The organism is Paraburkholderia phenoliruptrix, from assembly GCF_019511605.1.
GTDB lineage: Bacteria > Pseudomonadota > Gammaproteobacteria > Burkholderiales > Burkholderiaceae > Paraburkholderia > Paraburkholderia phenoliruptrix_A.
This window is the reverse complement of the sequence record NZ_JAEUAV010000021.1, coordinates 20,126-40,940: the sequence shown is the minus strand read 5'-3', so window position 1 is coordinate 40,940 and position 20,815 is coordinate 20,126. Positions and strand designations below refer to the sequence as shown.

The 20,815-nt window shown below is 63.2% G+C and carries 17 protein-coding genes; 11 read left to right on the top strand and 6 right to left on the bottom strand.

Going from position 1 to position 20,815, the window contains the following annotated elements:
• From JNB89_RS22920 to JNB89_RS22905, 4 genes are read left to right on the top strand one after another with little or no spacing between them, the layout of a single operon-like run.
• Window positions 1–1,200, top strand: coding sequence for an acyl-CoA dehydrogenase (locus JNB89_RS22920; protein ID WP_220363693.1), 1,200 nt, complete (start codon window positions 1–3; stop codon window positions 1,198–1,200).
• 14 nt (window positions 1,201–1,214) lie between these two features.
• On the top strand, window positions 1,215–2,369 hold the full coding sequence (locus JNB89_RS22915; RefSeq protein ID WP_220363692.1) for an acyl-CoA dehydrogenase family protein: 1,155 nt from the start codon (window positions 1,215–1,217) through the stop codon (window positions 2,367–2,369).
• A complete protein-coding gene (locus JNB89_RS22910) occupies window positions 2,366–2,821 on the top strand; it encodes a MaoC family dehydratase (RefSeq protein ID WP_220363691.1) in 456 nt (151 codons plus the stop codon). Before JNB89_RS22915 ends, JNB89_RS22910 begins: the two co-directional genes overlap by 4 nt.
• A 35-nt stretch (window positions 2,822–2,856) precedes the next feature.
• The gene (locus JNB89_RS22905; RefSeq protein WP_220363690.1) at window positions 2,857–3,759 is read left to right on the top strand and encodes an SDR family NAD(P)-dependent oxidoreductase; all 903 of its coding nucleotides are present in this window, start codon (window positions 2,857–2,859) and stop codon (window positions 3,757–3,759) included.
• A gap of 238 nt (window positions 3,760–3,997) precedes the next feature.
• Here JNB89_RS22905 and JNB89_RS22900 read toward each other — a convergent pair whose 3' ends face one another.
• From JNB89_RS22900 to JNB89_RS22890, 3 genes are all read right to left on the bottom strand, one after another.
• Window positions 3,998–5,143, bottom strand: coding sequence for an acyl-CoA dehydrogenase family protein (locus JNB89_RS22900; protein WP_220363689.1), 1,146 nt, complete (start codon window positions 5,141–5,143; stop codon window positions 3,998–4,000).
• 49 nt (window positions 5,144–5,192) lie between these two features.
• The gene (locus JNB89_RS22895; protein ID WP_220363688.1) at window positions 5,193–6,305 is read right to left on the bottom strand and encodes a CaiB/BaiF CoA transferase family protein; all 1,113 of its coding nucleotides are present in this window, start codon (window positions 6,303–6,305) and stop codon (window positions 5,193–5,195) included.
• Window positions 6,306–6,483: 178 nt separating this feature from the next.
• A complete protein-coding gene (locus JNB89_RS22890) occupies window positions 6,484–6,723 on the bottom strand; it encodes a hypothetical protein (RefSeq protein ID WP_220363687.1) in 240 nt (79 codons plus the stop codon).
• Between the two features lie 226 nt (window positions 6,724–6,949).
• Here JNB89_RS22890 and JNB89_RS22885 point away from each other — a divergent pair, with 226 nt between their 5' ends.
• Window positions 6,950–7,936 carry a sulfatase-like hydrolase/transferase gene (locus JNB89_RS22885; protein WP_220363686.1) on the top strand — a complete coding sequence of 329 codons (987 nt, stop codon included), beginning with the start codon at window positions 6,950–6,952 and terminating at the stop codon, window positions 7,934–7,936.
• 192 nt (window positions 7,937–8,128) lie between these two features.
• Window positions 8,129–8,875: an SDR family NAD(P)-dependent oxidoreductase gene (locus tag JNB89_RS22880; protein WP_220363685.1), complete on the top strand. Its 747-nt coding sequence runs from the start codon at window positions 8,129–8,131 to the stop codon at window positions 8,873–8,875.
• Window positions 8,876–8,957: 82 nt separating this feature from the next.
• Here the strand turns inward: JNB89_RS22880 and JNB89_RS22875 are convergent, their stop codons facing one another.
• A complete protein-coding gene (locus tag JNB89_RS22875) occupies window positions 8,958–10,097 on the bottom strand; it encodes an anaerobic sulfatase maturase (protein WP_346656220.1) in 1,140 nt (379 codons plus the stop codon).
• A gap of 165 nt (window positions 10,098–10,262) precedes the next feature.
• Between JNB89_RS22875 and JNB89_RS22870 the strand changes: the two genes are divergently transcribed.
• Complete coding sequence (locus JNB89_RS22870) at window positions 10,263–11,480, top strand: diguanylate cyclase domain-containing protein (protein WP_013342173.1); 1,218 nt, start codon at window positions 10,263–10,265, stop codon at window positions 11,478–11,480.
• A gap of 548 nt (window positions 11,481–12,028) precedes the next feature.
• A complete protein-coding gene (locus tag JNB89_RS22865; protein ID WP_220363684.1) occupies window positions 12,029–12,217 on the top strand; it encodes a hypothetical protein in 189 nt (62 codons plus the stop codon).
• Window positions 12,218–12,271: 54 nt separating this feature from the next.
• Here JNB89_RS22865 and JNB89_RS22860 read toward each other — a convergent pair whose 3' ends face one another.
• A complete protein-coding gene (locus tag JNB89_RS22860) occupies window positions 12,272–13,519 on the bottom strand; it encodes an ATP-binding protein (RefSeq protein WP_220363683.1) in 1,248 nt (415 codons plus the stop codon).
• The gene (locus JNB89_RS22855; protein WP_220363743.1) at window positions 13,503–14,240 is read right to left on the bottom strand and encodes a response regulator; all 738 of its coding nucleotides are present in this window, start codon (window positions 14,238–14,240) and stop codon (window positions 13,503–13,505) included. Before JNB89_RS22855 ends, JNB89_RS22860 begins: the two co-directional genes overlap by 17 nt.
• Before the next feature lie 419 nt (window positions 14,241–14,659).
• Between JNB89_RS22855 and JNB89_RS22850 the strand changes: the two genes are divergently transcribed.
• Genes JNB89_RS22850 through JNB89_RS22840 form a run of 3 tightly spaced genes read left to right on the top strand, consistent with a single transcriptional unit; the run spans window position 14,660 to window position 20,712 of the window.
• A complete protein-coding gene (locus tag JNB89_RS22850) occupies window positions 14,660–15,889 on the top strand; it encodes an efflux RND transporter periplasmic adaptor subunit (protein WP_220363682.1) in 1,230 nt (409 codons plus the stop codon).
• 12 nt (window positions 15,890–15,901) lie between these two features.
• On the top strand, window positions 15,902–19,132 hold the full coding sequence (locus JNB89_RS22845) for an efflux RND transporter permease subunit (protein ID WP_220363681.1): 3,231 nt from the start codon (window positions 15,902–15,904) through the stop codon (window positions 19,130–19,132).
• Window positions 19,129–20,712: an efflux transporter outer membrane subunit gene (locus tag JNB89_RS22840; RefSeq protein WP_220363680.1), complete on the top strand. Its 1,584-nt coding sequence runs from the start codon at window positions 19,129–19,131 to the stop codon at window positions 20,710–20,712. The genes JNB89_RS22845 and JNB89_RS22840 overlap by 4 nt, the downstream gene beginning before the upstream one ends.
• Window positions 20,713–20,815: the final 103 nt, after the last annotated feature.

Here is a 20,815-nt window from a genome sequence, read left to right as displayed (position 1 = left end):
ATGGACTTCCAACCCGATCCCGGCCTCGGTGCGTTCCGCGCAGAGGTCCGTGCGTTTTTGCGCGAGCATCTGCCGCGCGACCTGGCGGGCAAGCCGGTCGGCAGCGTTCGCTCGATGCGTCCGGACCTGGTGCGCTGGCAGAAGATTCTGAACAGCAAAGGCTGGGGCGCGCCCTACTGGGCGAAGAAAGATGGCGGCACAGGCTGGAGCGTGTTGCAGCGTCTTGTGTTCGACGAAGAATGCATGGCGGCAGGTGCGCCCACGCAAGACGGCTTCGCGCAAAAGCTGCTCGGGCCGGTGCTGAACGAGTTTGCGTCTGAAGAGCAAAAGGCCGCGCATGTTCCGCACATTCTCAATGGCGAACGTTTGTGGTGCCAGGGCTTTTCAGAGCCCGGTTCGGGATCGGACCTCGCGTCGCTGCGCACGCGCGCCGAGCGCGACGCCGATTCTTATGTGGTCAACGGCCAGAAGATCTGGACGAGCTATGCACACGAATCCGACTGGATCTTCCTGCTGGTACGCACCGACACGGAGGTGAAGAAGCAGGCCGGCATCAGTTTCCTGCTGGTCGACATCAAGACGCCCGGCATTACTGTGCGGCCGATCCGCAGTATCGACGACTGTCATCACCTGAACGAAACGTTCTTCGACAACGTGCGCGTGCCGGTGGCCAATCGCGTCGGCGCGGAAGGCGACGGCTGGAAAATCACCAAGTTTCTGCTCAATAACGAGCATGCGAGCGCGGCTGAGCTGCCGTTGTTGCGCCGCTATCTGATGCAGTTACGAAAGCTCGCGACCGTGCAACGCTTCGGCGGCGAGGCGCTGATTGCACAGCCGGCCTTCGCGTTGCGACTCGCCCGCCTGGAAGCCGAAGTCAACGCAATTGCGATGATGGTCCAACGCGTGGCGGCGATGGAGCAGGACCACAGCCCGGCGGCGCATGCGCTTGGATCGATTCTGAAAGTGCGGGGCACGGAGTTGCAGCAGCGTATGAGCGAGTTCATGGTCGAGGCGCTGGGCGACTATGGCGCCGTTGCGTACCCTGAGCCCCACGACCCTTGCCATGACGAGCCGTTGCCGTTGCAGGACCTGGGCCGCGGTGTGGCCAACGAGATGTTCTTCCGCCGGGCGTCCACGATCTACGGCGGGACCAGCGAGGTCCAGCGCGGCATTATCGCGAAGATGCTGTTCCAACTCTGAAGCGCCCGTCCATCATGAACTTCAATCTCAATGCAGAGCAGCAATTGCTGCAGGACAGCGTCCGTCGTTTTGTGGAGAGGGCATACAACTTCGAGGCCCGCACCGCGCTTATCAACACGCGTTCCACATGCGACGCGGCGCATTGGCAGACTTTTGCCGCGAACGGCTGGCTGGCTGCGGCGCTGCCTGACGCATACGGCGGTCTTGGCGGCACCTTGCTCGATACCGTGCTCATCGCGCATGAATTCGGCCGTGGGCTCGTGACGCAGCCGTACCTCGGCTGCGCCGTGCTGGCCGCACAAACACTGCTGGCGGCGGACACACCTTCGCAGAACGGACGCTGGCTGCCGCAACTTGCCGACGGCTCGCGCAAGTTCGCGCTTGCTTACAGCGAGGCCCAGTCGCGTGGCTTCCCGGAAACGGTGAGCTTGCGTGCGAGCGCAACGTCGCATGGCTATTCGCTTAGCGGCAGCAAAACGCTAGTGCTGGGCGGCGCCGACGCGCACAGCTTCGTGGTCTCGGCCATCACCCCCGACGCAGACGGCATCACGCTCTTTCTCGTGCACGCGGACACGCCGGGCCTCTCGCGCCGCGTTTTGCCGCTGCACGACGGGAGCTTTGCCGCCGAACTCACGTTCGGCCAGGTGCAGGTCACGCGCGACGCCGTGCTGGGCGAACCCGGCAAGGGCTTGCCCGCGCTGCGCGTCGGTTTGGCGCACGCAACAGCTGCACTGTGCGCGGAACTGATCGGCGGAATGGAAAAGGCGATTGAACTGACGGCCGAGTATCTCAAGGTGCGTAAGCAGTTCGGTGTGCCTATCGCCAGTTTTCAGGTGTTGCAGCATCGCATCGCTGACATGGCCGCGGAAATGGAACTCGGGCGCTCGATGCTGTACGCGCTTCTTGAATCAATTGAAAACGGCGACGAACCGGCGCGGCTGCGCGCCGTATCACAGGCCAAGTCGATTGTCGGGCGGGCGGCCCGCTTCGTCTGCGCGCAAGCCATTCAGTTGCACGGCGGCATTGGCATGACGGAAGAGTACCAGGTCGGTCACTTCTACAAACGCGCGGTGGTGGCCGACGTGCTGTTCGGCAGCGGCGACGCGCATGACGCGGTGTGTGCGGCGCAGCTGCAAAAAGATCTGCTTGAAAAGGAAAACCACGCATGAAAAGTTTCGAGAAGATTGCGGACTTGCAGCCGCTTGTCGGCGAACGGATCGGCACGAGTGACTGGCTGCTGATCGACCAGCAGCGCATCAACCAGTTCGCAGGCGCAACGGGCGACCATCAATGGATTCATGTAGACGTCGAGCGTGCCAGGCAGGGGCCGTTTGGCGGCACGATCGCGCACGGCTTTCTGACGTTGAGCCTTCTGCCGGCGTTTCTCGCTACCGCATTCGAGATCAAGGAAACAAGGAGCGGCCTGAATTACGGCCTGGACAAGGTGCGCTTCATTGCGCCCGTGCCGGTCAACAGCCGTCTTCGCGCGCACTTCCGGCTCATGGATTGGACGGCAGTGAATGGCGGCGGCGCACAGGTGAAGACCGAGATGACCGTCGAATGCGAAGGCGCCGAAAAGCCCGTGTGCATCGCCGAATCGATCACACGGCTCTTTCCCTGACTTTCCCCTTTGACAATGAATCAGGAGACATTCGCATGAGTATTCGTTTCGACGGAAAGGTCGCGATCGTGACGGGGGCGGGCGCCGGCCTCGGCCGCGCTCACGCACTCGGGTTTGCCGAGCGTGGCGCGAAAGTGGTGGTGAATGATTTCGGCGGCGCGCGCGACGGCACCGGCGGATCGTCCGGCGCCGCGCTGGCCGTGGTTGAGGAGATTCGCAGGGCGGGCGGTACGGCCATTGCCGATGGCGCAAACGTAGCCGAGCACGAGCAGGTGCAGGCGATGGTCAAGCGCGCCGCAGCCGAGTTCGGCCGCGTCGACATTCTCGTGAACAACGCGGGCATCTTGCGCGACAAGAGCTTCGCGAAGCTCGAGATGCGCGATATCAGCGCGGTGCTGGACGTGCATCTGATGGGTTCGATCAACTGCTCGAAGGCCGTGTGGGAAATCATGCGCGAACAGGGCTATGGCCGCATTGTGATGACCACTTCCTCGTCGGGCATGTATGGCAATTTTGGCCAGGCGAACTACGGCGCGGCCAAGATGGGCGTGATCGGCCTCATGAATGCGCTGACCACCGAGGGCCGCAAGAGCAATATCAAGGTGAACACGATTGCGCCGGTCGCTGCCACGCGCATGACTGCTGACATCCTGCCGGAAGCCATGTTGCAGCGGATCCAGCCGGAGCGCGTGACGCCCGCCGTGTTATTTCTCGCGAGCGACGAAGCGCCGTCGAAGACTATCGTGGCGGCCGGCGGCGGCGCGTTCGCCGCTGCAACGGTAGTGGAAACCGAACCCGTACTTCTGCCGGATGACGAGGTCACGCCCGAAGGCGTTGCGGCACGCTTTGGCGATATCGCCAACTGGAGCACGGCGCGCGCGTACGACGAATCGGGCCATCAGGTCCAGGCGTTTCTCAAGCTCGTGTGCGGGCAATAGATAGGATAAGCAACGGCGCGGGCGCAAAGTCGCCGCTATCTGCGGCGACCTTTTGCATTGAGCGCGAGGCGAAGCCTTGCCTCGTCGGACGGTTCACGGCCTGACGTTGCGAACCACGCACTACGGAACCGCGAAGTTCCCGAACCAACAGACAACGTGCCACGCGCGGCGCCCAATGCACCGCGCGCGCCACGGCCGCGAGGCGTCGGCGTAACACAACGCCTCATCACTCATCATCTCACCCAAGATGCCGCGAAATTATCAGCTTCTGAATGTGGCTGGTCCCTTCATAAATCTTGCAAATCCGCACGTCGCGCAAATACCGTTCAACGGCGAAGTCGGTCAGATAGCCGTAGCCGCCGTGAATCTGTAGGGCGTCCGAGCAGACCTTTTCGGCAATCTCGCTCGCGAACATCTTCGCGATGGACGCTTCCTTGATGCAGTCGGCCCCCGTATCGCGCAAACGCGCGGCATGAACGCAATAGTGCAAGGCGACCTCCACCTGCGCGGCCATATCCGCAAGGTCGAACGCCACGCCCTGGAGCTTGATGATGGGCGCGCCATAGGCTTCCCGTTCGCGCGCATAACGCACGGCAGCGTCCAGCGCGGCTCGCGCGACGCCCGCCGCAATGAAGCCAATGCCGATCCGGCCGTCGCAAAGCCCGCCCATTACGGTGCGATAACCGTCGCCTTCGGCGCCCAGCAGATTCACGGCAGGCACGCGGTAGTCCTCGAGCGAAATCTGCGCGGTATGCGCGGTGTGCTGACCAAGCTTGTTTTCCACGCGTGTCACGTGATAACCAGGCGCTTTCGGGTCGATGATGAACGTGCTTGCGCCGCGCTTGCCGGCCGCCTTGTCTGTTATCGCGAACGCGACGCCGACACCGGCCTCGCTTCCGTTCGAGATGAATTGCTTGGTGCCGTTGAGCACGTAATGGTCGCCATCGCGGCGCGCCGTGGCCCGCAGCGCGGCGGTATCCGAACCGGCGTGCGGCTCGGTCAGCAGGAACGCGCCAATCGATTCCCCACGCGCCATGGCGGGCAGATAACGTTGCTTCTGCTCTTCCGTTCCGTGCTGAACAATGCACATCGCCGTAAAGTTGTGGACGTGCACGATAGTGGCGACGCCCGCGTCCACGGCGGCAATTTCGTGTTGCGCGAGGCAGAAGTCGAGCACGCCGGTCCCTGTGCCGCCGTATTGCTCGGGAATCAGCATGCCGAGAAAGCCGAGTTCGGCGAGCGCCTTCAACTCGTCGCCCGGCCACGCGGACGTGAGATCGCGTTGCGCGGCGGTCGGTGCGACGATCTCGCTCGCCACACGCCGCGCGGTATTGCGAATCAGCAACTGCTGCTCAGTGAAGAATGCGTTGGAGGTGTCAGTCATGAGGATGTGCCTTCGCGTTGATCATGCGTTTCGAATGTTGGGCTGCGGATCAGCGGCCGGACCAGTCGCGCAGCACGGCTTCGTTGTGCTCGCCGCGTCGTGGAATCGGCCCCGGCCGTCCGGCGGGCGTGGCGGAAAAGCGGGGGGCGGGCGACACTTGCAGAACGCCGTCTTCCCGCAAGTAGACGCCGCGCGCGCGCATGTGGGGGTGATTGGCTGCTTCGTCGGGAGTCAGCACCGGCGCGAAGCACGCGTCCGTGCCTTCGAGCAGCGAGCACCATTCATCGCGGCTGCGGCTCGCGAAGAGCGCAGCGAGCCGCTCGCGCAAACGCGGCCATACGCAGGGGTCGTAGGGTTTGTCGAACTCGGGGTCGCTGCCGAGGCCGAGCTTCTCGCGCAACTCGCGATAGAACTTCGGCTCGAGAGAACCAACGGAGATGTACGTGCCGTCCGCGCACTGGTAGGTGTTGTACCAGTGCGGGCCATCCAGCAGGCTCTGGCCGCGTTGCGCGCGCATGTGTCCGGAGGCCTGCAGCGCCAGCAGTAGCGACGTCATATGCGCGCTGCCGTCGACAATAGCCGAATCGACCACCTGGCCCGTGCCTGTGGCGCGCGCGTTCATGATGCCCGCGAGCAGGCCCACGGCAAGATACATGGAGCCGCCGCCTACGTCGCCGACAAGGCTGGGTGGCGTGATCGGCGCTTCGCCCGGTTGCCCTGCGTACCAGAGCGCGCCGGACAGCGCGATGTAGTTCAGATCGTGACCCGCGGCGTGGGCGAGCGGACCGTGCTGCCCCCAGCCGGTCATGCGCCCATAGACGAGGCGCGGATTGCGTTGCAGACACACGTGCGGCCCGAGACCCAACCGCTCCATGACACCCGGACGCATGCCCTCGATCAGCGCATCGCACTGAGCGACGAGACGCAGCACCGCTTCGACGCCTTCTGGCGTCTTCAGGTCCACGCTCACCGACCGCTTGCCGCGATTGGCAATCTGCGCGCGGCCCAGATCGAGCGCGCCGGGCTCTGCCTCGGCCCTGTCTACTACGACCACGTCCGCGCCCAGATCGGCCAACAGCATGCCGCAAAAAGGCCCCGGTCCAATGCCCGCGATTTCCAGCACCTTGAGCCCGGCTAGCGGGCCTTGTCTCTTCGTTGTCATGGGTGGCCACCTTTTATGGATGCAACCCATGATAGTGAGCACCCGTAGCCGCGGCTCCCCCTATTCTTGAGGGGGACAGTGGTTATTCAGCGTGGCCTATGCTTGTACGGCGCCGCAATACGGTGAAACGGTGGCTTGTTGTCGCGGGGCGCGACATGGCCGAATCTTCAAGCAGTGTTCAAAACGGGCGGGCCGCCAGCTCAAGCGCGACGCGAACGCAGGAATGCTGAAGGCGGCGCGTGAAGTGCGAGACAGTATTCGCGCAATCGGGCGGCGAGAGCCTTGCCATGAAGCGATGGTGGAAGGTCACCGTCTGCTCGAAAGTCCGGCCCCGGCCCACGGCCGAGGCCGTGCGCCCCTCGCGGAAGAAGCGCGGCGAGGCGACCGTTGCCAAAAGCGGCGAGTACATGATTCGCATTGCCAATGAAGTCCATACGCGCTGGAGCGCTTTGCCGGACAAGGCGAGCAGGCCAATCTGCGTGTGCGCTGCTACGGTCGCAAGACTGTGAAGGTATGTGGACCGGCAGTCTGACGGTGCTATTGGCGCGTGAGCGGCGGCCCAGCCGCCGCGCGAATCAATCCGAAGAGGAAGGACAAGGAGATGACCGCTACACGACATATTGTGGAACCGACTGAACGTGTCAATGGTGGAGCAGAAGGCGGGACAGCCGGTGCAGGTCGTCAAGCAGAAATTCACTTACGAGGACCTCGCCACGGCGGACGACAACATGCGCGCGAAGGCAGTGGACTGGATCAAGGTGCATGCCAAAGAACAGCACCCGTTCTTCATGTACCTGAACTTTCTGAAGGTCCATAACCCGAATAATCCATCACCACGCTGGAAGGGCAAGTCGCCGGGCGGCGGAAACTATCTGGATTCGCTAATGGAATTGGACGACAACAGCGGCCAGATCTTGCAAGCCATCCGCGACCTGGGCATTGCCGAAAACACGCTCGTCATCTGGACAACGGATAACGGCGCGTGGGTGGACGCATGGCCCGACGCGGGTTACACGCCGTTTCGCGGCGAAAAGGGCACGCCGTTTGAAGGCGGCTTCCGCGTGCCCGCCATCGCATGGTGGCCGAGGCACATCAAGCCTGGGTCGGTAAATACCGACATGTTCTCGCACATGGACTGGTGGCCCACGTTCGCGTCGCTGGGCGGAGAGACACCGCCTCCGCACGAGTGGAAGGACAACGAGGGCAAACCGATTATCTTCGACGGCATCGATCTGAGCGATTCATTGCGCGACAAGGGACCGGGCAAGCGCACGGATTTCATTTACTTCTCGGGGCAAAGCTTCGGCGCTGTACGGGTGAAGAACTTCAAGGCTGTCTACACTGCGCAGGACACGTGGCTCGGCCCGCAACGTTCGATGAAAGCGCCAGCCATCTACGATCTGCAATGGGATCCGCGTGAACAGTTCGACATCGTCTTCAACGGCGCCATGCCGACGAGCGGCAACCAGACGTCGCCAGGGCGCTACAGCGGCGCGGATAACGGCTGGGTCGGCCTGCACATGATTCCGGTTATGACGCGCTTTTTCGAAGAATTGAAGACGCATCCGAATCTGCCGTATATGCCGTTCGGCGAGGGGCGTTATCTGGCCATTCCCGAGCAATACCGGTAAGCGAAACACACAGTGTTGCCGCTACGCACCGCGCCGGTTCCGAAGTGGTGAGCGCACAGCGCTCGCCGCGCATGGCGTGATCGTATCGGGCACTGCCAGGTATCGCCTTCGTGTCATGCGCAGGACCAAGCCGCTTTCGGATTGCGTGCGTTGCGCGCTGTCCCCGCTCAACGACAAAACCAAGGATCACAGATGAATTTGAAAAACGCGGTAGTAGTGGTGACGGGCGCGGCATCAGGTCTCGGTCTCGCGACATGTCAAAGGCTTGCGGCAGCGGGAGCGCGCGTAGTCGGGTTCGATCTGGACCAGTCGAAACTCAGCGAGGCGCTAGGCCGCGATATGATGAGTATTGCAGTTGACGTGGCCAACGAGTCGAGCGTGAAAGAGGGTATCGACGCGGTCGTCGACCGGTATGGCGCTATCCACGTTGCGGTCAATTGTGCAGGCATCCTTGGGCCCTGCAAGACTGTCTCGAAGGGCCAGTTGTTTCCGTCGGATGTGTGGAACCGCGTGCTGTCCGTGAATCTTACTGGCACGTTCAACGTGATCCGGCACGCGGCGCTTGCCATGACACATAACGAGCCCGCAGAAACCGGCGAACGCGGCGTGATCATCAACACGTCATCCGGTGCTGCGCGCCAAGGTCAGATGGGCCAGGCAGCCTACAGCGCGAGCAAAGCAGGTGTGATCGGCATGACGCTTCCCATCGCGCGTGATCTGGCCGAACATGGCATCCGCGTTGTATCGGTCGCGCCGGGTCTGTTCGAGTCCGGCATGTCCGCCGGTATGCCGCCGAAGGTCTCGGATGCGCTCGTCGAAAAAATGCTGTTCCCGCGCCGCATGGGCAAGCCGGACGAATTTGCGGCGCTGGTCGAGCACATCATTGGCAACGCTTACCTGAATGCGCTGACCATCGACATGGATTGCGGCACGCGCTGAAGGCGTGCCAGACAACCGGCAGCGGCGTCGCAAAGCCGCAAAGCCGCGAAGCCGCGAAGCGCGGCTATCCCAACCATCCACACTATCTAGACACTTTCGCAAGCGTAGTCGCGACCTGTCTGATGCGCGGGCCAGCGTGATCGTGGAATCGCTTGATTCCCTGGCACAGGTAGTTCAGTCCCGGCTCGCCATCGGGCGTTCGAAGCAGGCGGTTTTTCGGGCACTCGCCCCAGCAGGAGTTCAGGTATTTGCACTCGCGGCAGTACTTCGGCAAGCTCTCGCGCTTCGAGAAGCCGAAGTCCATTTGCCGCTTGGAGAACGCCATCGTGCCAAGGTGCGCCGTTTGGAGATTGCCCAGCGCATATTCCGGATGCACAAAGTGATCGCATGCGTAGACGGTCCCGTCATGCTCGACGGCCAGCGCTTTTCCGCAGAACTCCGCAGTGACACAGGTTTGCGCCGGCTGGCCCATCGACTGGACAACGGCCGTCTCGAACAGATTGACCAGAATCACACCCATGTCTCGCTTGTACCATTCGTCGAACGTGCGAGAAAGGAAGTAGCCCCAGTCCTGCGGATCGACAGACCAGTCCGTCACGATGGAGTTGGCGGTTCCGGGACGCGCCGCGTCGGAGCCGACGAGCGGCATGAACTGTGAGGATGCAACGCGCGGCGCGACCGTTCGAAAGTCCTTCGGTTCGACACACGGGATGAACTGCATATACGTGGAGCCTATTTCGTCGCGCAAAAACCTATAAACGTCGACAGGACGTTTGGCGTTGCTGCGATTGACGACGGTCAGGGTGTTGAACTTCACGCCGTGCTTTCGCAGCAGTGCGACGCCGCGCATGACCTGGTCGAACGTAGGCTGCGCTTTCCGGTCGAGGCGGTAAATGTCGTGCAACTCGCGCGGACCGTCGATGCTGATGCCGACCAGAAAGCCGTGCTCCTTCAGGAATTCGCACCACTCGTCCGTTAGCAGCGTGCCGTTTGTCTGGAGATCGTTTTCGATCCGTCGTCCTGCGGGCTTGTACTTTTCCTGTGGCGCGACAATGTCGCGGAAAAATTCGAGGCCAAGCATGGTCGGTTCGCCGCCTTGCCAGGAGAAGATTACCTCGTCGCCGTTCTGTGCCTCGATGTATTGGCGGATGTAACGCTCGAGCATGGTGGTCTCCATTCGATGAACACGACGCTGCTGCAGAAGGTGCTCTTTGGTGCACACGACGACGCAGCGCTATTGCAGGCGGCATATTTCTGCCGGTCCCGCATTGCAGTTCAGGCGCGACAGCAAGCCGCTGGCCGACAGCGCCTACATGTGGTGGCCTACCGCGAACAAATCACGGGTCTCCAGTATCATTCCGCTTCCCAACCTGCTTTGGAGCCACTTGTGCCCGCGCGTCTGTTCCGCTCCGCGAAAGCTGATCGAAACCGTTTCATTGCGCTTTACGTCAGCATGGCCGTTGGCTTGCTCGTCGCAGCGGGGCTGTTCGTGTACGAGGCAAAGGTCATCGTCGCCGACAGTCTGCGCGACGAAGAAGCGTTCACCGTGCTGGGCACCGCCAATCGCGTGCTGCACGATCTGGAGAATGCGGAGACCGGACAGCGCGGCTATCTGCTGACCGGCGACGAGAGCTACCTCGTGCCGTACCGCCAGGGCATTCGCGATCTGGACGACACCATATTGCGGCTGCAGCAGGCAGCGGGCAGCGACGAAAGGTCGCTCGAACTGTTGCGCCGGGTCCAGCATGCGAAGACCGACAAGGTCAGCGAAATGGCGCGGACCATCGAGCTCGCGCGCAGCGGCAACCGCGCGGCTGCCATTGCGCTCGTGCAGACGAACGAAGGCCAGCTTTACATGGTTGAGCTGCGCCGCGATCTCGGCCTGTTGCTGAACGACTGGCGGGAAAGACGCAACGCGGCCATGCAGGACGCGCACCAGCGCCTCGTGTTCGGAAGCGCTGCGCTCGTGGCCATCGCTTTGCTCGTATGTTGCCTGATGGTGTACACGGTTTATATTCAGCGCCGCGCGTTCGCGAGGGTTCATGCCCATTCGAATGCACTCGATCAACAGGCTGCGCAGGACGCGCTGACGGGACTTCCGAACCGCCGTCGGCTGCTGTCCGCGATTGACAAACTGTCGAACCAGGCAGGCGACTCACGGCGAGTCGCGCTGCTGTACCTCGACATAGACGGCTTCAAGAACGTCAACGACGCGCTCGGCCATAGCGCAGGCGACGTGCTGCTGCGCCGGCTCGCGGAGTCGTTGCGGGCGGCGACGCGTCAGAACGACATGCTGGCGCGTGTGGGCGGCGACGAGTTCGTGTTGCTTGCAGCCGATTGCGGCGACGACTCGCAATTGCGGGATCTTGCCGAGCGCCTTCTTGCGAGCGTCAGGGCCGTAGGCGAACGCGAGTATGGCGGCCGGTTCTCCATTGGCGTGAGCATCGGCGTTGCGACGTTTCCCGACCGCGTCAAGAGCGTAGGCGCATTGCTTGATGTTGCCGATGCGGCCATGTACGTGGCCAAGCGCAGCGGCCGTTCGACCTATAGCTTCGGTGCTTCGTCCGGAGCAGGGCTTTCCAATGTGATCAGGCTGACGCGATGACAGGTCGGGCGAGCCTCAAGCATTTTGCTTGAACCTCGCTAAAGGTGAGCCGTTCCAGGATGGTGAGGAATTCCAGGAGACGGCCTCACCGTGGTCGTATTCGAGCCAAAGGTGAGACGTTCCAGGAGGTGTAGCGCCTTGGGGCAATGGTGAGTGATCCCAGGGTTCATTCCGCACCGCTCATGCATGGCGAGGCGAGGGTGCGTGCAAAGGTGAGGAGTTCCAGGAGGTCACCGCAAAGGTGAGCCGTTCCAGGAGATCGGGCATTGCAAGCCGCCACGTGCTTGCGCGCGGCGCTCATCTCCTTACATCTGCTTGCATATGCGAACAATGCGTTAGCGCGAAAACGCGGCGCCCGCCCGCATGAAAGCACCCTGCACCATACATGCAGCGCGCATCTCGGCCTCGATACCCGATACAGCCCGACGCATTTGACGCGCCGTTTGTAACGACCCGGTAAAACATCGTCTTCCGTGGATTGATAAGTTGCGAACTGACACGCGGCGCGACCACGCTTGCGTGACCATTCATCCACCGAAGGAGAAACGATGAAGAAGCTGTTGGCAATCGCAACGTTGGCCGCCTTGAGCGCAACTTTGAGCGGATGCTGGTGGGGACCGCCGCCTGGTTGGGGCGGCGGCGGTCCGGGCGGCGGCCCCGGCGGTGGTCCTGGCGGCGGGCATGGCGACGGTCCGCATGGGGCGGTCGTCGTGCCGGGCCACGCCACGCAGGGTTGACGTGAGCCGCTAAGGCGACGGTTGCGAATGGCGGGGCGCGCACCGCCATTCGTTTCAGGCCGGGAAGCTCATTGAAACCACCAGCCCGCCATCGGCCGCGTTGTCCACGTGAAAAGCGCCGCCGTTATATCGCACGAGACGCCGCACGATCGCGAGACCCAGGCCGCAATGTGCGTCGCTGCTACGTGCTTCGTCCAGTCGTACGAACGGTTGCAATGCGCGCTCCAGTTGACCGCCCGGAATACCGCTACCGTGATCGCGAACTGTCAGCGTGTAGTGTCCGTTGTGCCGCGAAGTCGACACTTCGACCGGCGGCTCGCCATAGGTGAGCGCGTTTTCGATCAGATTGCCGAGAATGCGGTCCAGGTCGACGAGCGGCAAGCCAAAGCCGTCGCCCGCCTGCAGATCGAGGCGGATCAGCGCGTCGTCCCCGAGACTCTCGCCGTAATGGCGGCGGCAGTGCGCATCCACGCTCGTGCGCGGCGAATTGTCGGCGCTCTCGCGGGCAAAATCCAGGAACTGCGTGACGATGCGCGACAACGACTCGGCATCGCGCAGAAAGCCGCTGCGGTTCGCTTCGTCCGGCAGCAGATCGGCGCGCACCTGCATGCGCGTGATCGGAGCACGCAAGTCATGCGCGACGCCCGCGAGCATCACCGCGCGTTCCTGCTCCGCCTGCGCGAGTTGATGCACCATCTGGTTGAAGTCGTCGACGAGTTCCTTTACCTCGCGCGGACCGCTCGCCGGCACGACCGGCGCACGATGTCCGAGGCGAAACTCGCGCGCGGCAATGGCGAGGCGGTGCAACGGCCGTTGCAAATGCCACGCGCCGAACAGCGCAAGCATCACCGCGAACACGAGCATCATGGCGGATGCGCCAAGAAAGCGGCGCGCGGGCAGAATTGCATTCTCGAGCTTGAGCCAACCAGGATTGCCCGCATAACGCACCCAGACGTTGCCGTTCTCGGCGTCCGCGACCACTTCGCTTCCGGGCGGCAGCTTCGCGCGCAGCGCGCTTTGAAACGGTCCGGACGTGTCCCGGCACGGCGCCGGGCAGCCATACGGCGTGGCGTCGCTCGCGTTGATCGGCACGACGCCGAGCGTGGCCGAAATCTGCGCAGCAGTCACTGCGCCGCTACGTTGCGCTTCAACCGCAAGCAGCAGCGCGCGCTGCGCATGCCCCGTGTCGAGCTGCCCACGATCACGGTCCACCAGCAACAATGAAGTGACGTGGACGATGACAATCAGGCCAACCGTCATCAACGCGAGCTGGCCGAACAGCGTGTTAAAGGGATTCTTCATCGTGGCTGCCGCCGGGCACGAACATATAGCCGATGCCGCGCACCGTCTGAATGCGTCTGGGATTCGCCGGGTCGTCTTCCAGCAGCCGGCGCAGGCGCCACACGGGCACGTCGATGCCGCGTTCGGTCACTTCCGAGTGCGGGCCATGCAGTAGATCCACGAGCTTCGAGCGCGAGAGCGTTTGCGTCGGATGCTGCGCGAGCAGTTCCAGCAACGCATATTCGCTGCCGGTCAGTTTGAGCGGCTCGCCGTTACGAAACAGCGTGCGGCTCGCGAAGTCGAGGCGGAACTGGCCGAAGCGCAGCGCCTCGCGCTTTTCCACCGGCGCCGTTGCCGACGCCGGCTGCGCATGGCGTCGCAGCACGGCGTGAATGCGGGCAAGCAATTCCTGCGGCATGAAGGGCTTGCCGAGATAGTCGTCGGCGCCCAACTCGAGGCCGACCACTCGGTCTACACCGTCGGCGCGCGCCGTCAGCATGATCACGGGAATCGTGTCGCCGCTCGCGCGCAGTTGCCTGAGTGCGGTGAGGCCGTCCACGCCCGGCATCATCAGATCCAGCACGATGATGGACGGCCGTTCGCGCTCGAGCCGGCGTGCTAGCTGGTTGGCGTCATGCAATACGGAGATCGCGATGCCGCGTTGCTGGAAAAACGTCCGCAGCAGGTCGCGAAGGTCGACGTCGTCGTCGACCAGTAAAACCTGGATGGGCATGTCTTGCATGATCGGGCCCTGCTCGATGAAGTCGTTGGCGGCGTGCACGGGGCGCCTTGCCACCGTAGCCGAATATAGCGAATCGCCCGGTGCCCGCGCTTTCGGGTTCTTCTGCAAGCTTACCGTTTCTTACGAAACCGTTTCGGGTATCCGGCCATGCTCCATTCGCGACGCAACGCCTCAAAAGCGCTGCACGGTAGGCGTGTCTTCGGCCGCTGCGGCGAATCACGCAACGATCCGAACGTACCAACCCTATGCACCCCACGCACAGCGTTACAGCCTGTAATGCTTGCCTAAGCCACCGTAAGCCGGCTTTCCTTATTGTGAGCCATCCGTTGCCGCTGGCTCGGCGTCGTGTGGCTCTTACCCGAACCGGCGACGCATGCCAGACGGTCCTTTGTCGAATCTAGTCGAAGGATGCTCCGAGCATGCCAACCCTGTCCAATCCGTTCGCATCCCCGACGCGTGCGCCCTGTTCCGCACTTCTCGCCGCGGCTGCTGCCGCCGCCATGCTGATGCTCGCGGCGTGCGGCGACAACGCGACTCAGGGCCCGCCGCATATGACGCCCGAAGTCGGCGTGGAAACCATCAAGCCGCACGCCGTTGTCTCGAACACGGAACTGTCGGGCCGCCTGTCCGCTATTCGCGTCGCGGAAGTCAGGCCGCAGGTGGAAGGCATTATCAGGAAGCGCCTCTTCTCGGAGGGCTCGCAGGTCGCGGCCGGCGCGGTGCTTTACCAGATCGACGCAGCCAGCTACCAGGCCGCCTACGACCAGGCGGTCGGCACCCTTGCCAAAGCCGTTGCGACCGCGAACGCGGCGCAAACCAAGGCCACGCGTTACGCGCAATTGTGGAAGATCCAGGGCGTGAGCCGGCAGGACTACGACGACGCCGTGGCCACGCTCGCAGAAGCCAACGCCGACGTGCTCGCCGATCGGGCCGCACTGAAGACCGCCGCGATCAACCTCGGCTATACCAAAGTGGTTGCGCCTATCGCGGGGCGCATCGGCAAATCGAGCGTGACCGAGGGCGCGCTCGTCACCGCCGAACAGACCACTGCGCTCGCCACCGTGCAGGCGACGGGCGAAATGTATCTCGACGTGACCCGCTCTTCGGCGGACTGGCTGCGCCTGCAGAAAGAGTTCGCCAGCGGCCAGTTGCAGCAGTCGGGCGCCGACGGCGCCGTCGTTCATCTGGTGATGGAAGACGGCAGCACATACGCACAGCCAGGCAAGCTGCTGTTCTCCGACATCACCGTCGATGCCACCACCGGCTCCGTCACCCTGCGTTGCGTGTTCCCGAACCCGGACGGCGTGCTGCTGCCCGGCATGTTCGTGCGCGCCCGGCTCGAGGAAGGCGTGAATCGCGAGGCGATTACGGTGCCGCAACTCGCAGTCACGCGTGCGTCCGACGGCTCCGCGAGCGTGCTGACAGTGGGCGCCGACAACAAGGTCGTGCAGACCCCGGTCACCGCCGACACCGCGTCCGGCACCGACTGGATCGTCACCAGCGGCCTGAAGGCGGGCGACCGCGTGATCGTGTCCGGTTCGCAGAACGCGCGCGCCGGCGCTGTCGTGAAGCCGGTTCAGGCGTCTGGCGCTTTGCCCGCGGCGGCCACCGCAGGCAGCGCGCTCCCGGCGTCTGCCGCCCATAGCTAAAGCGAGACTCTCATGGCAGGTTTCTTTATCAACCGACCGATCCTCGCGTGGGTCATCGCCATTGTCATCATGATGATTGGCGGCGCTTCCATCACGACGCTTCCGGTCGAGCAATATCCCAGCGTGGCGCCGGCCTCGGTGCAGATCACCGCAACGTACCCCGGCGCGTCCGCCGAAACTGTCGCGACCACCGTGACGCAGGTGATCGAGCAGAAGCTGAGCGGTATCGACCATCTGCTGTATATGTCGTCGACGAGCAGCTCCGTTGGCCAGGCGCGCATCACGCTGACGTTCCAGCAAGGCACCAATGCGGACATCGCTCAGGTGCAGGTGCAGAACAAGGTCGAACAGGCGACCTCGTCGCTGCCGGAGACGGTGCAGGAACAGGGCGTGCAGGTCGCCAAGGCGGCCAACTCCTTTCTGATGATCGTGTCGCTTTCGTCGAGCGACGGCAGCATCAGTTCCATCGACCTCGGCAACATCATTGCGACGCAGATCGAGGATCCGCTTACGCAGATTGACGGCGTGGGCGACGTCACGCTGTTCGGCGCACAGCATGCGATGCGCATCTGGCTCGACCCGGTCAGGCTGCAGGCGGTCGGGCTGACCACCAGCGACGTCACCACCGCGATCACGAACCAGAACGTGCAGCTCTCCGTCGGCCAGATCGGCGGCTCGCCGTCGACGAAAACCCAGGCGTTGAACGCGACCATTTCCGCGTCGAGCCTGCTGACCACGCCCGCGCAGTTCGGCGCGATTCTGCTGCGCGTGAACAGCGACGGCTCGAAGGTCATGCTGAAGGACGTTGCGCGCATCGAGGTGGGCGCTGACGACTACAGCACCGACTCCCGCCTGAACGGCAAGCCCGCCGCCTCGCTCGCGATCAAGCTCGCGAGCGGCGCCAACGCGATGAGCGTGGCCAAGGCCGTGCGCGCGAAGCTGGAGGAATTGAGCCCGCAACTGCCGCGCAATGTCGTGGTCGATTATCCGTACGACACCACCCCGTTCGTGCGCATTTCGATTGAAGAAGTGGTCAAGACGCTGATCGAGGCGGTGCTGCTCGTCTTCGTCGTGATGTACGTGTTTCTGCAGAACCTGCGCGCAACGCTGATCCCGACTATCGTGGTGCCCGTCGCGTTGCTCGGCACGTTCGCGGTGATGTCGGCAGTCGGCTTCTCGATCAACGTGCTGTCCATGTTCGGCATGGTGCTCGCAATCGGCTTGCTCGTGGACGACGCAATCGTGGTAGTGGAAAACGTCGAGCGCCTGATCGCGGAAGAAAAGCTCTCGCCGGTCGAGGCCACGCGCCGCGCGATGAAGCAGATCACCGGCGCGTTGATCGGCATTACGACTGTGCTGATTGCCGTGTTCATTCCAATGGCGTTCTTCGCCGGCACGACGGGCGCAATCTATCGGCAGTTCTCCATCACGATTGTCGCGGCGATGCTGCTCTCGGTGTTCCTCGCGTTGACGCTCACGCCCGCACTGTGCGCGACATTGCTCAAGCGTTCGGACGTCGAGCATCATGACAGGCGCGGCGTGCTCGGCTGGTTCAACCGCGTGCTCTCGCGCGGCACGGATCGCTACGATTCGGCGGTGGCGCGGGTAATCGGCAAGCCTATGCGCTATATGGTGATCTATGTGCTGATCGCAGGCGTGGTTGCGCTGCTGTTCATGAAACTGCCTTCGTCGTATCTGCCGGACGAAGATCAGGGCAGCATCATCACGTCCATCTCCGCCCCAGTGGGTACGCCCGCTTCGCAGACGCTCGAAGTCGTGAAGAAGGTCGAGAACTACTATCGCAGCCAGCCTGAAGTGGATCAACTCATTGCCCTGACGGGATTCAGCTTCAACGGTTCGGGGCAGAACAATGCGCTCGCCTTCGTCAAGCTGAAGGACTGGAGCGCGCGGCGCGGCAGCAACGGGTCGGCGAGCACGGTCATCCAACGCGCGAACATGCACTTTGCCGCCTTGCGCGATGCACAGGTGTTCGCGGTCAATCCACCCCCCATTCAGGAACTGGGCACGCAAAGCGGTCTCGACTTCGAACTGGAAGACCGCTCAGGCCAGGGGCACGACAAGCTGATGGCCGCACGCCAGCAGTTGATGGCGCTCGCAGCGAAAGACCCCGCGGTAGCCGGCATGCGGCCAGGCGGGCTTGAAGACACACCGCAATTCCACGTCGATATCGACCGGGAAAAGGCAAGCGCACTCGGGCTTTCCATCTCCGATGTGAACGATACGCTGCAAACGGCGTTCGGCTCCTCTTACGTGAATAACTACGTGGACACGGGGCGCATCCAGAAGGTGTACGTGCAGGCCGATGCGCCGTATCGGATGATGCCGTCGGATATTGGGCGCTGGTACGTGAGGTCGAGCACGACCAGCAGCACCTCCAACGGTACCTCCAGCAGCACTTCCAGCAGCGCGTCCAGCAGCAGTTCGACGAGCGGCACGACGAGTGCCGCCAGCACAACCAGCGGCTACGACGGCCAGATGGTGCCCTTCTCCGCATTCGCGACCGGTAAGTGGACGTTCGGGCCGCCGCAGATCGAGCGCTTCAACCGCACACTAGCGATGGAGATGACCGCGCAAACCGGAGCGAACGCCAGCACCGGCCAGGCGATGGCCGCCGTCGATGCGCTCGTGAAAAAGCTGCCGGCGGGCTATGGCATCGACTGGACAGGACAATCGTACCAGGAGCGGATGGCGGGTTCGCAGGCGATTTACCTGTACGCCATTTCGCTGATCGTGGTGTTCCTGTGCCTCGCGGGTCTCTACGAGAGCTGGTCCATTCCAATCGCGGTGATTCTCGTGGTGCCGCTCGGCGTGCTCGGGGCAGTGCTGGGCGCGCACCTGCGCGGCCTGTCGGACGACATCTATTTCAAGGTCGGTCTGCTCGCGACAATCGGACTCTCGACGAAGAACGCGATTCTGATTGTCGAGTTCGCGAAAGACCTGCAAGCGCAAGGGCGCGGGCTGATCGAGGCCACTGTCGAAGCTGCGCGTCTGCGTTTGCGCCCGATCCTGATGACGTCGCTCGCGTTCGTATTCGGCGTGCTGCCGCTCGTGATCAGCACGGGTGCGGGGTCCGCGAGCCGCCATGCGATCGGCACAGGCGTGATGGGCGGCATGATCGCCGCCACGGTGCTCGCTATCTTTTTCGTGCCGGTGTTTTTTGTCGTCGTGCGCCGCCTGTTCGGCGAGCACGGCGGCGCGAGGCAACAGGAAGGTGTTGAATGATGAAACTTAAACTGAGTGCCTGCGCAGTTGCGCTCGCGCTGCTCGGGGGTTGCACGCTCGACCCGCACTACGAGCGGCCGGCCGCGCCGATTCCGGCGGCGTATCCGGAAGGCGACGCATATCAGAGCACGACGGCGGCGCGGGCCGCAGCGGAAGCCGGGGCGAGTCAGATGGGTGTGGTAAGCACCACGGGCACCACGGGCACCACGGGCACCACGGGCACCACGGGCACCACGGGCACCACGGGCGCAACAGCGACAACAGCCGCCACAGCCGCCACAGCCGCCACAGCCGCCACAGCCGCCACAGCCGCCACGTCAGCGACCCCCCCGCTCGCTGCAGACACCGCGTGGCGCAGCTTCTTTCGCGACGAGCGTCTGCAGCGCCTGATTGAAATTGCGCTCGCCAACAATCGCGACTTGCGTGTGGCGGCGCTGAACGTCGCGGAATACGAGGCTCAATACCGGATCACGCGCGCCGCACTGGCGCCGACCATCGCCGCGACCGGCAGCATGACGCGCGAACGGACGCAGGGTGCAATCGCCAGCTCCAGCGATGTGAGCGTGGGCACGACGTCGTGGGAAATCGACTTCTTCGGACGCCTGCGTAGCCTGAAGCGTCAGGCGTTGGAAAACTATCTGGCAACGGACGCATCGCGGCATAGCACGCAAATCAGCCTGATCGCGACTGTGGCGACCGACTATCTGACCTTGCTCGCCGACGAGCGTCTGCTGGAACTGACAGAAGACACGGTGAAGTCCGACCAGGCCACTTACGATGTGACGAGGCGCGTACAACAACTCGGCAATGCGTCGCTGCTCGACGTGCAACAGGCGCAAAACTCACTTGCGAGTGCGAAGGCAAGTCTGGCTTCATACCGGCGGGCGGTCGCGCAGGACCGCAACAACCTCGCGGCCGTGCTCGGCGCGCCGATTCCCGAGGACCTGCCGCCTGCGCGCACGTTCGACGACGAAACCATGTTCGCGGACATCGGTGCGGGCACCCCGTCGTTGCTGCTCACCCGTCGGCCGGACATCGTGCAGGCGGAGCATGCTTTGAAGGCGGCCAACGCAAACATTGGCGCGGCGCGTGCCGCATTTTTCCCGAAGATCGAGCTGACGGCGAGCGCGGGCACGTCGAGTTCTGCGCTGTCGAATCTGTTCAAGGCAGGTACCGGCGCGTGGACGTTTGCCCCAAGCGTTTCGGTGCCCATCTTCGATTACGGCAGCAACAAGGCATCGCTCGACGTGGCGAAGATCGAAAAGCAGATCGAGGTGGCCGACTACGAAAGCGCCATCCAGACGGCCTTCAAGGAGGTCGCGAATGCGCTGACGGCGCGTGCAACCTATGTGGACCAGGTGCAGGCGGACCGCGAATATGTAGCCTCTGCGCAGAGCTACTACACCCTTGCTGAAGCACGCTACAAGGCGGGAACAGACAGCTTTCTCACCTTCCTCGACGCCCAACGCACCCTTTACACGGCGCAGCAGCAACTCGCAACCGACATTCTTTCGCGGCAGTCGAATCTCGTGACGCTATACAAGGTGTTGGGCGGCGGATGGGACAGCTCGAACAGCTAAGGGGAGATTTTTCGGGAGCCGGCGAGGTGAAAATATGCGTACCTGTCCGCGCACTTTGCAGTCAAAGGTGAGCAGATTCGGGAGCGCAGTGTCGTGGCGCGCT

Bases quoted from the DNA above. Each gene is read 5' to 3' on its own strand.
- JNB89_RS22865 (WP_220363684.1), top strand. From the start codon at position 12,029: ATGAAGAAGCTGTTGGCAATCGCAACGTTGGCCGCCTTGAGCGCAACT.
- JNB89_RS22895 (WP_220363688.1), bottom strand. From the start codon at position 6,305: ATGACAACGAAGAGACAAGGCCCGCTAGCCGGGCTCAAGGTGCTGGAA.
- JNB89_RS22855 (WP_220363743.1), bottom strand. From the start codon at position 14,240: ATGCAAGACATGCCCATCCAGGTTTTACTGGTCGACGACGACGTCGAC.
- JNB89_RS22905 (WP_220363690.1), top strand. From the start codon at position 2,857: ATGAGTATTCGTTTCGACGGAAAGGTCGCGATCGTGACGGGGGCGGGC.
- JNB89_RS22910 (WP_220363691.1), top strand. From the start codon at position 2,366: ATGAAAAGTTTCGAGAAGATTGCGGACTTGCAGCCGCTTGTCGGCGAA.
- JNB89_RS22890 (WP_220363687.1), bottom strand. From the start codon at position 6,723: ATGCGAATCATGTACTCGCCGCTTTTGGCAACGGTCGCCTCGCCGCGC.
- JNB89_RS22920 (WP_220363693.1), top strand. From the start codon at position 1: ATGGACTTCCAACCCGATCCCGGCCTCGGTGCGTTCCGCGCAGAGGTC.
- JNB89_RS22885 (WP_220363686.1), top strand. From the start codon at position 6,950: ATGGTGGAGCAGAAGGCGGGACAGCCGGTGCAGGTCGTCAAGCAGAAA.
- JNB89_RS22840 (WP_220363680.1), top strand. From the start codon at position 19,129: ATGATGAAACTTAAACTGAGTGCCTGCGCAGTTGCGCTCGCGCTGCTC.
- JNB89_RS22915 (WP_220363692.1), top strand. From the start codon at position 1,215: ATGAACTTCAATCTCAATGCAGAGCAGCAATTGCTGCAGGACAGCGTC.
- JNB89_RS22850 (WP_220363682.1), top strand. From the start codon at position 14,660: ATGCCAACCCTGTCCAATCCGTTCGCATCCCCGACGCGTGCGCCCTGT.
- JNB89_RS22845 (WP_220363681.1), top strand. From the start codon at position 15,902: ATGGCAGGTTTCTTTATCAACCGACCGATCCTCGCGTGGGTCATCGCC.
- JNB89_RS22860 (WP_220363683.1), bottom strand. From the start codon at position 13,519: ATGAAGAATCCCTTTAACACGCTGTTCGGCCAGCTCGCGTTGATGACG.
- JNB89_RS22880 (WP_220363685.1), top strand. From the start codon at position 8,129: ATGAATTTGAAAAACGCGGTAGTAGTGGTGACGGGCGCGGCATCAGGT.
- JNB89_RS22900 (WP_220363689.1), bottom strand. From the start codon at position 5,143: ATGACTGACACCTCCAACGCATTCTTCACTGAGCAGCAGTTGCTGATT.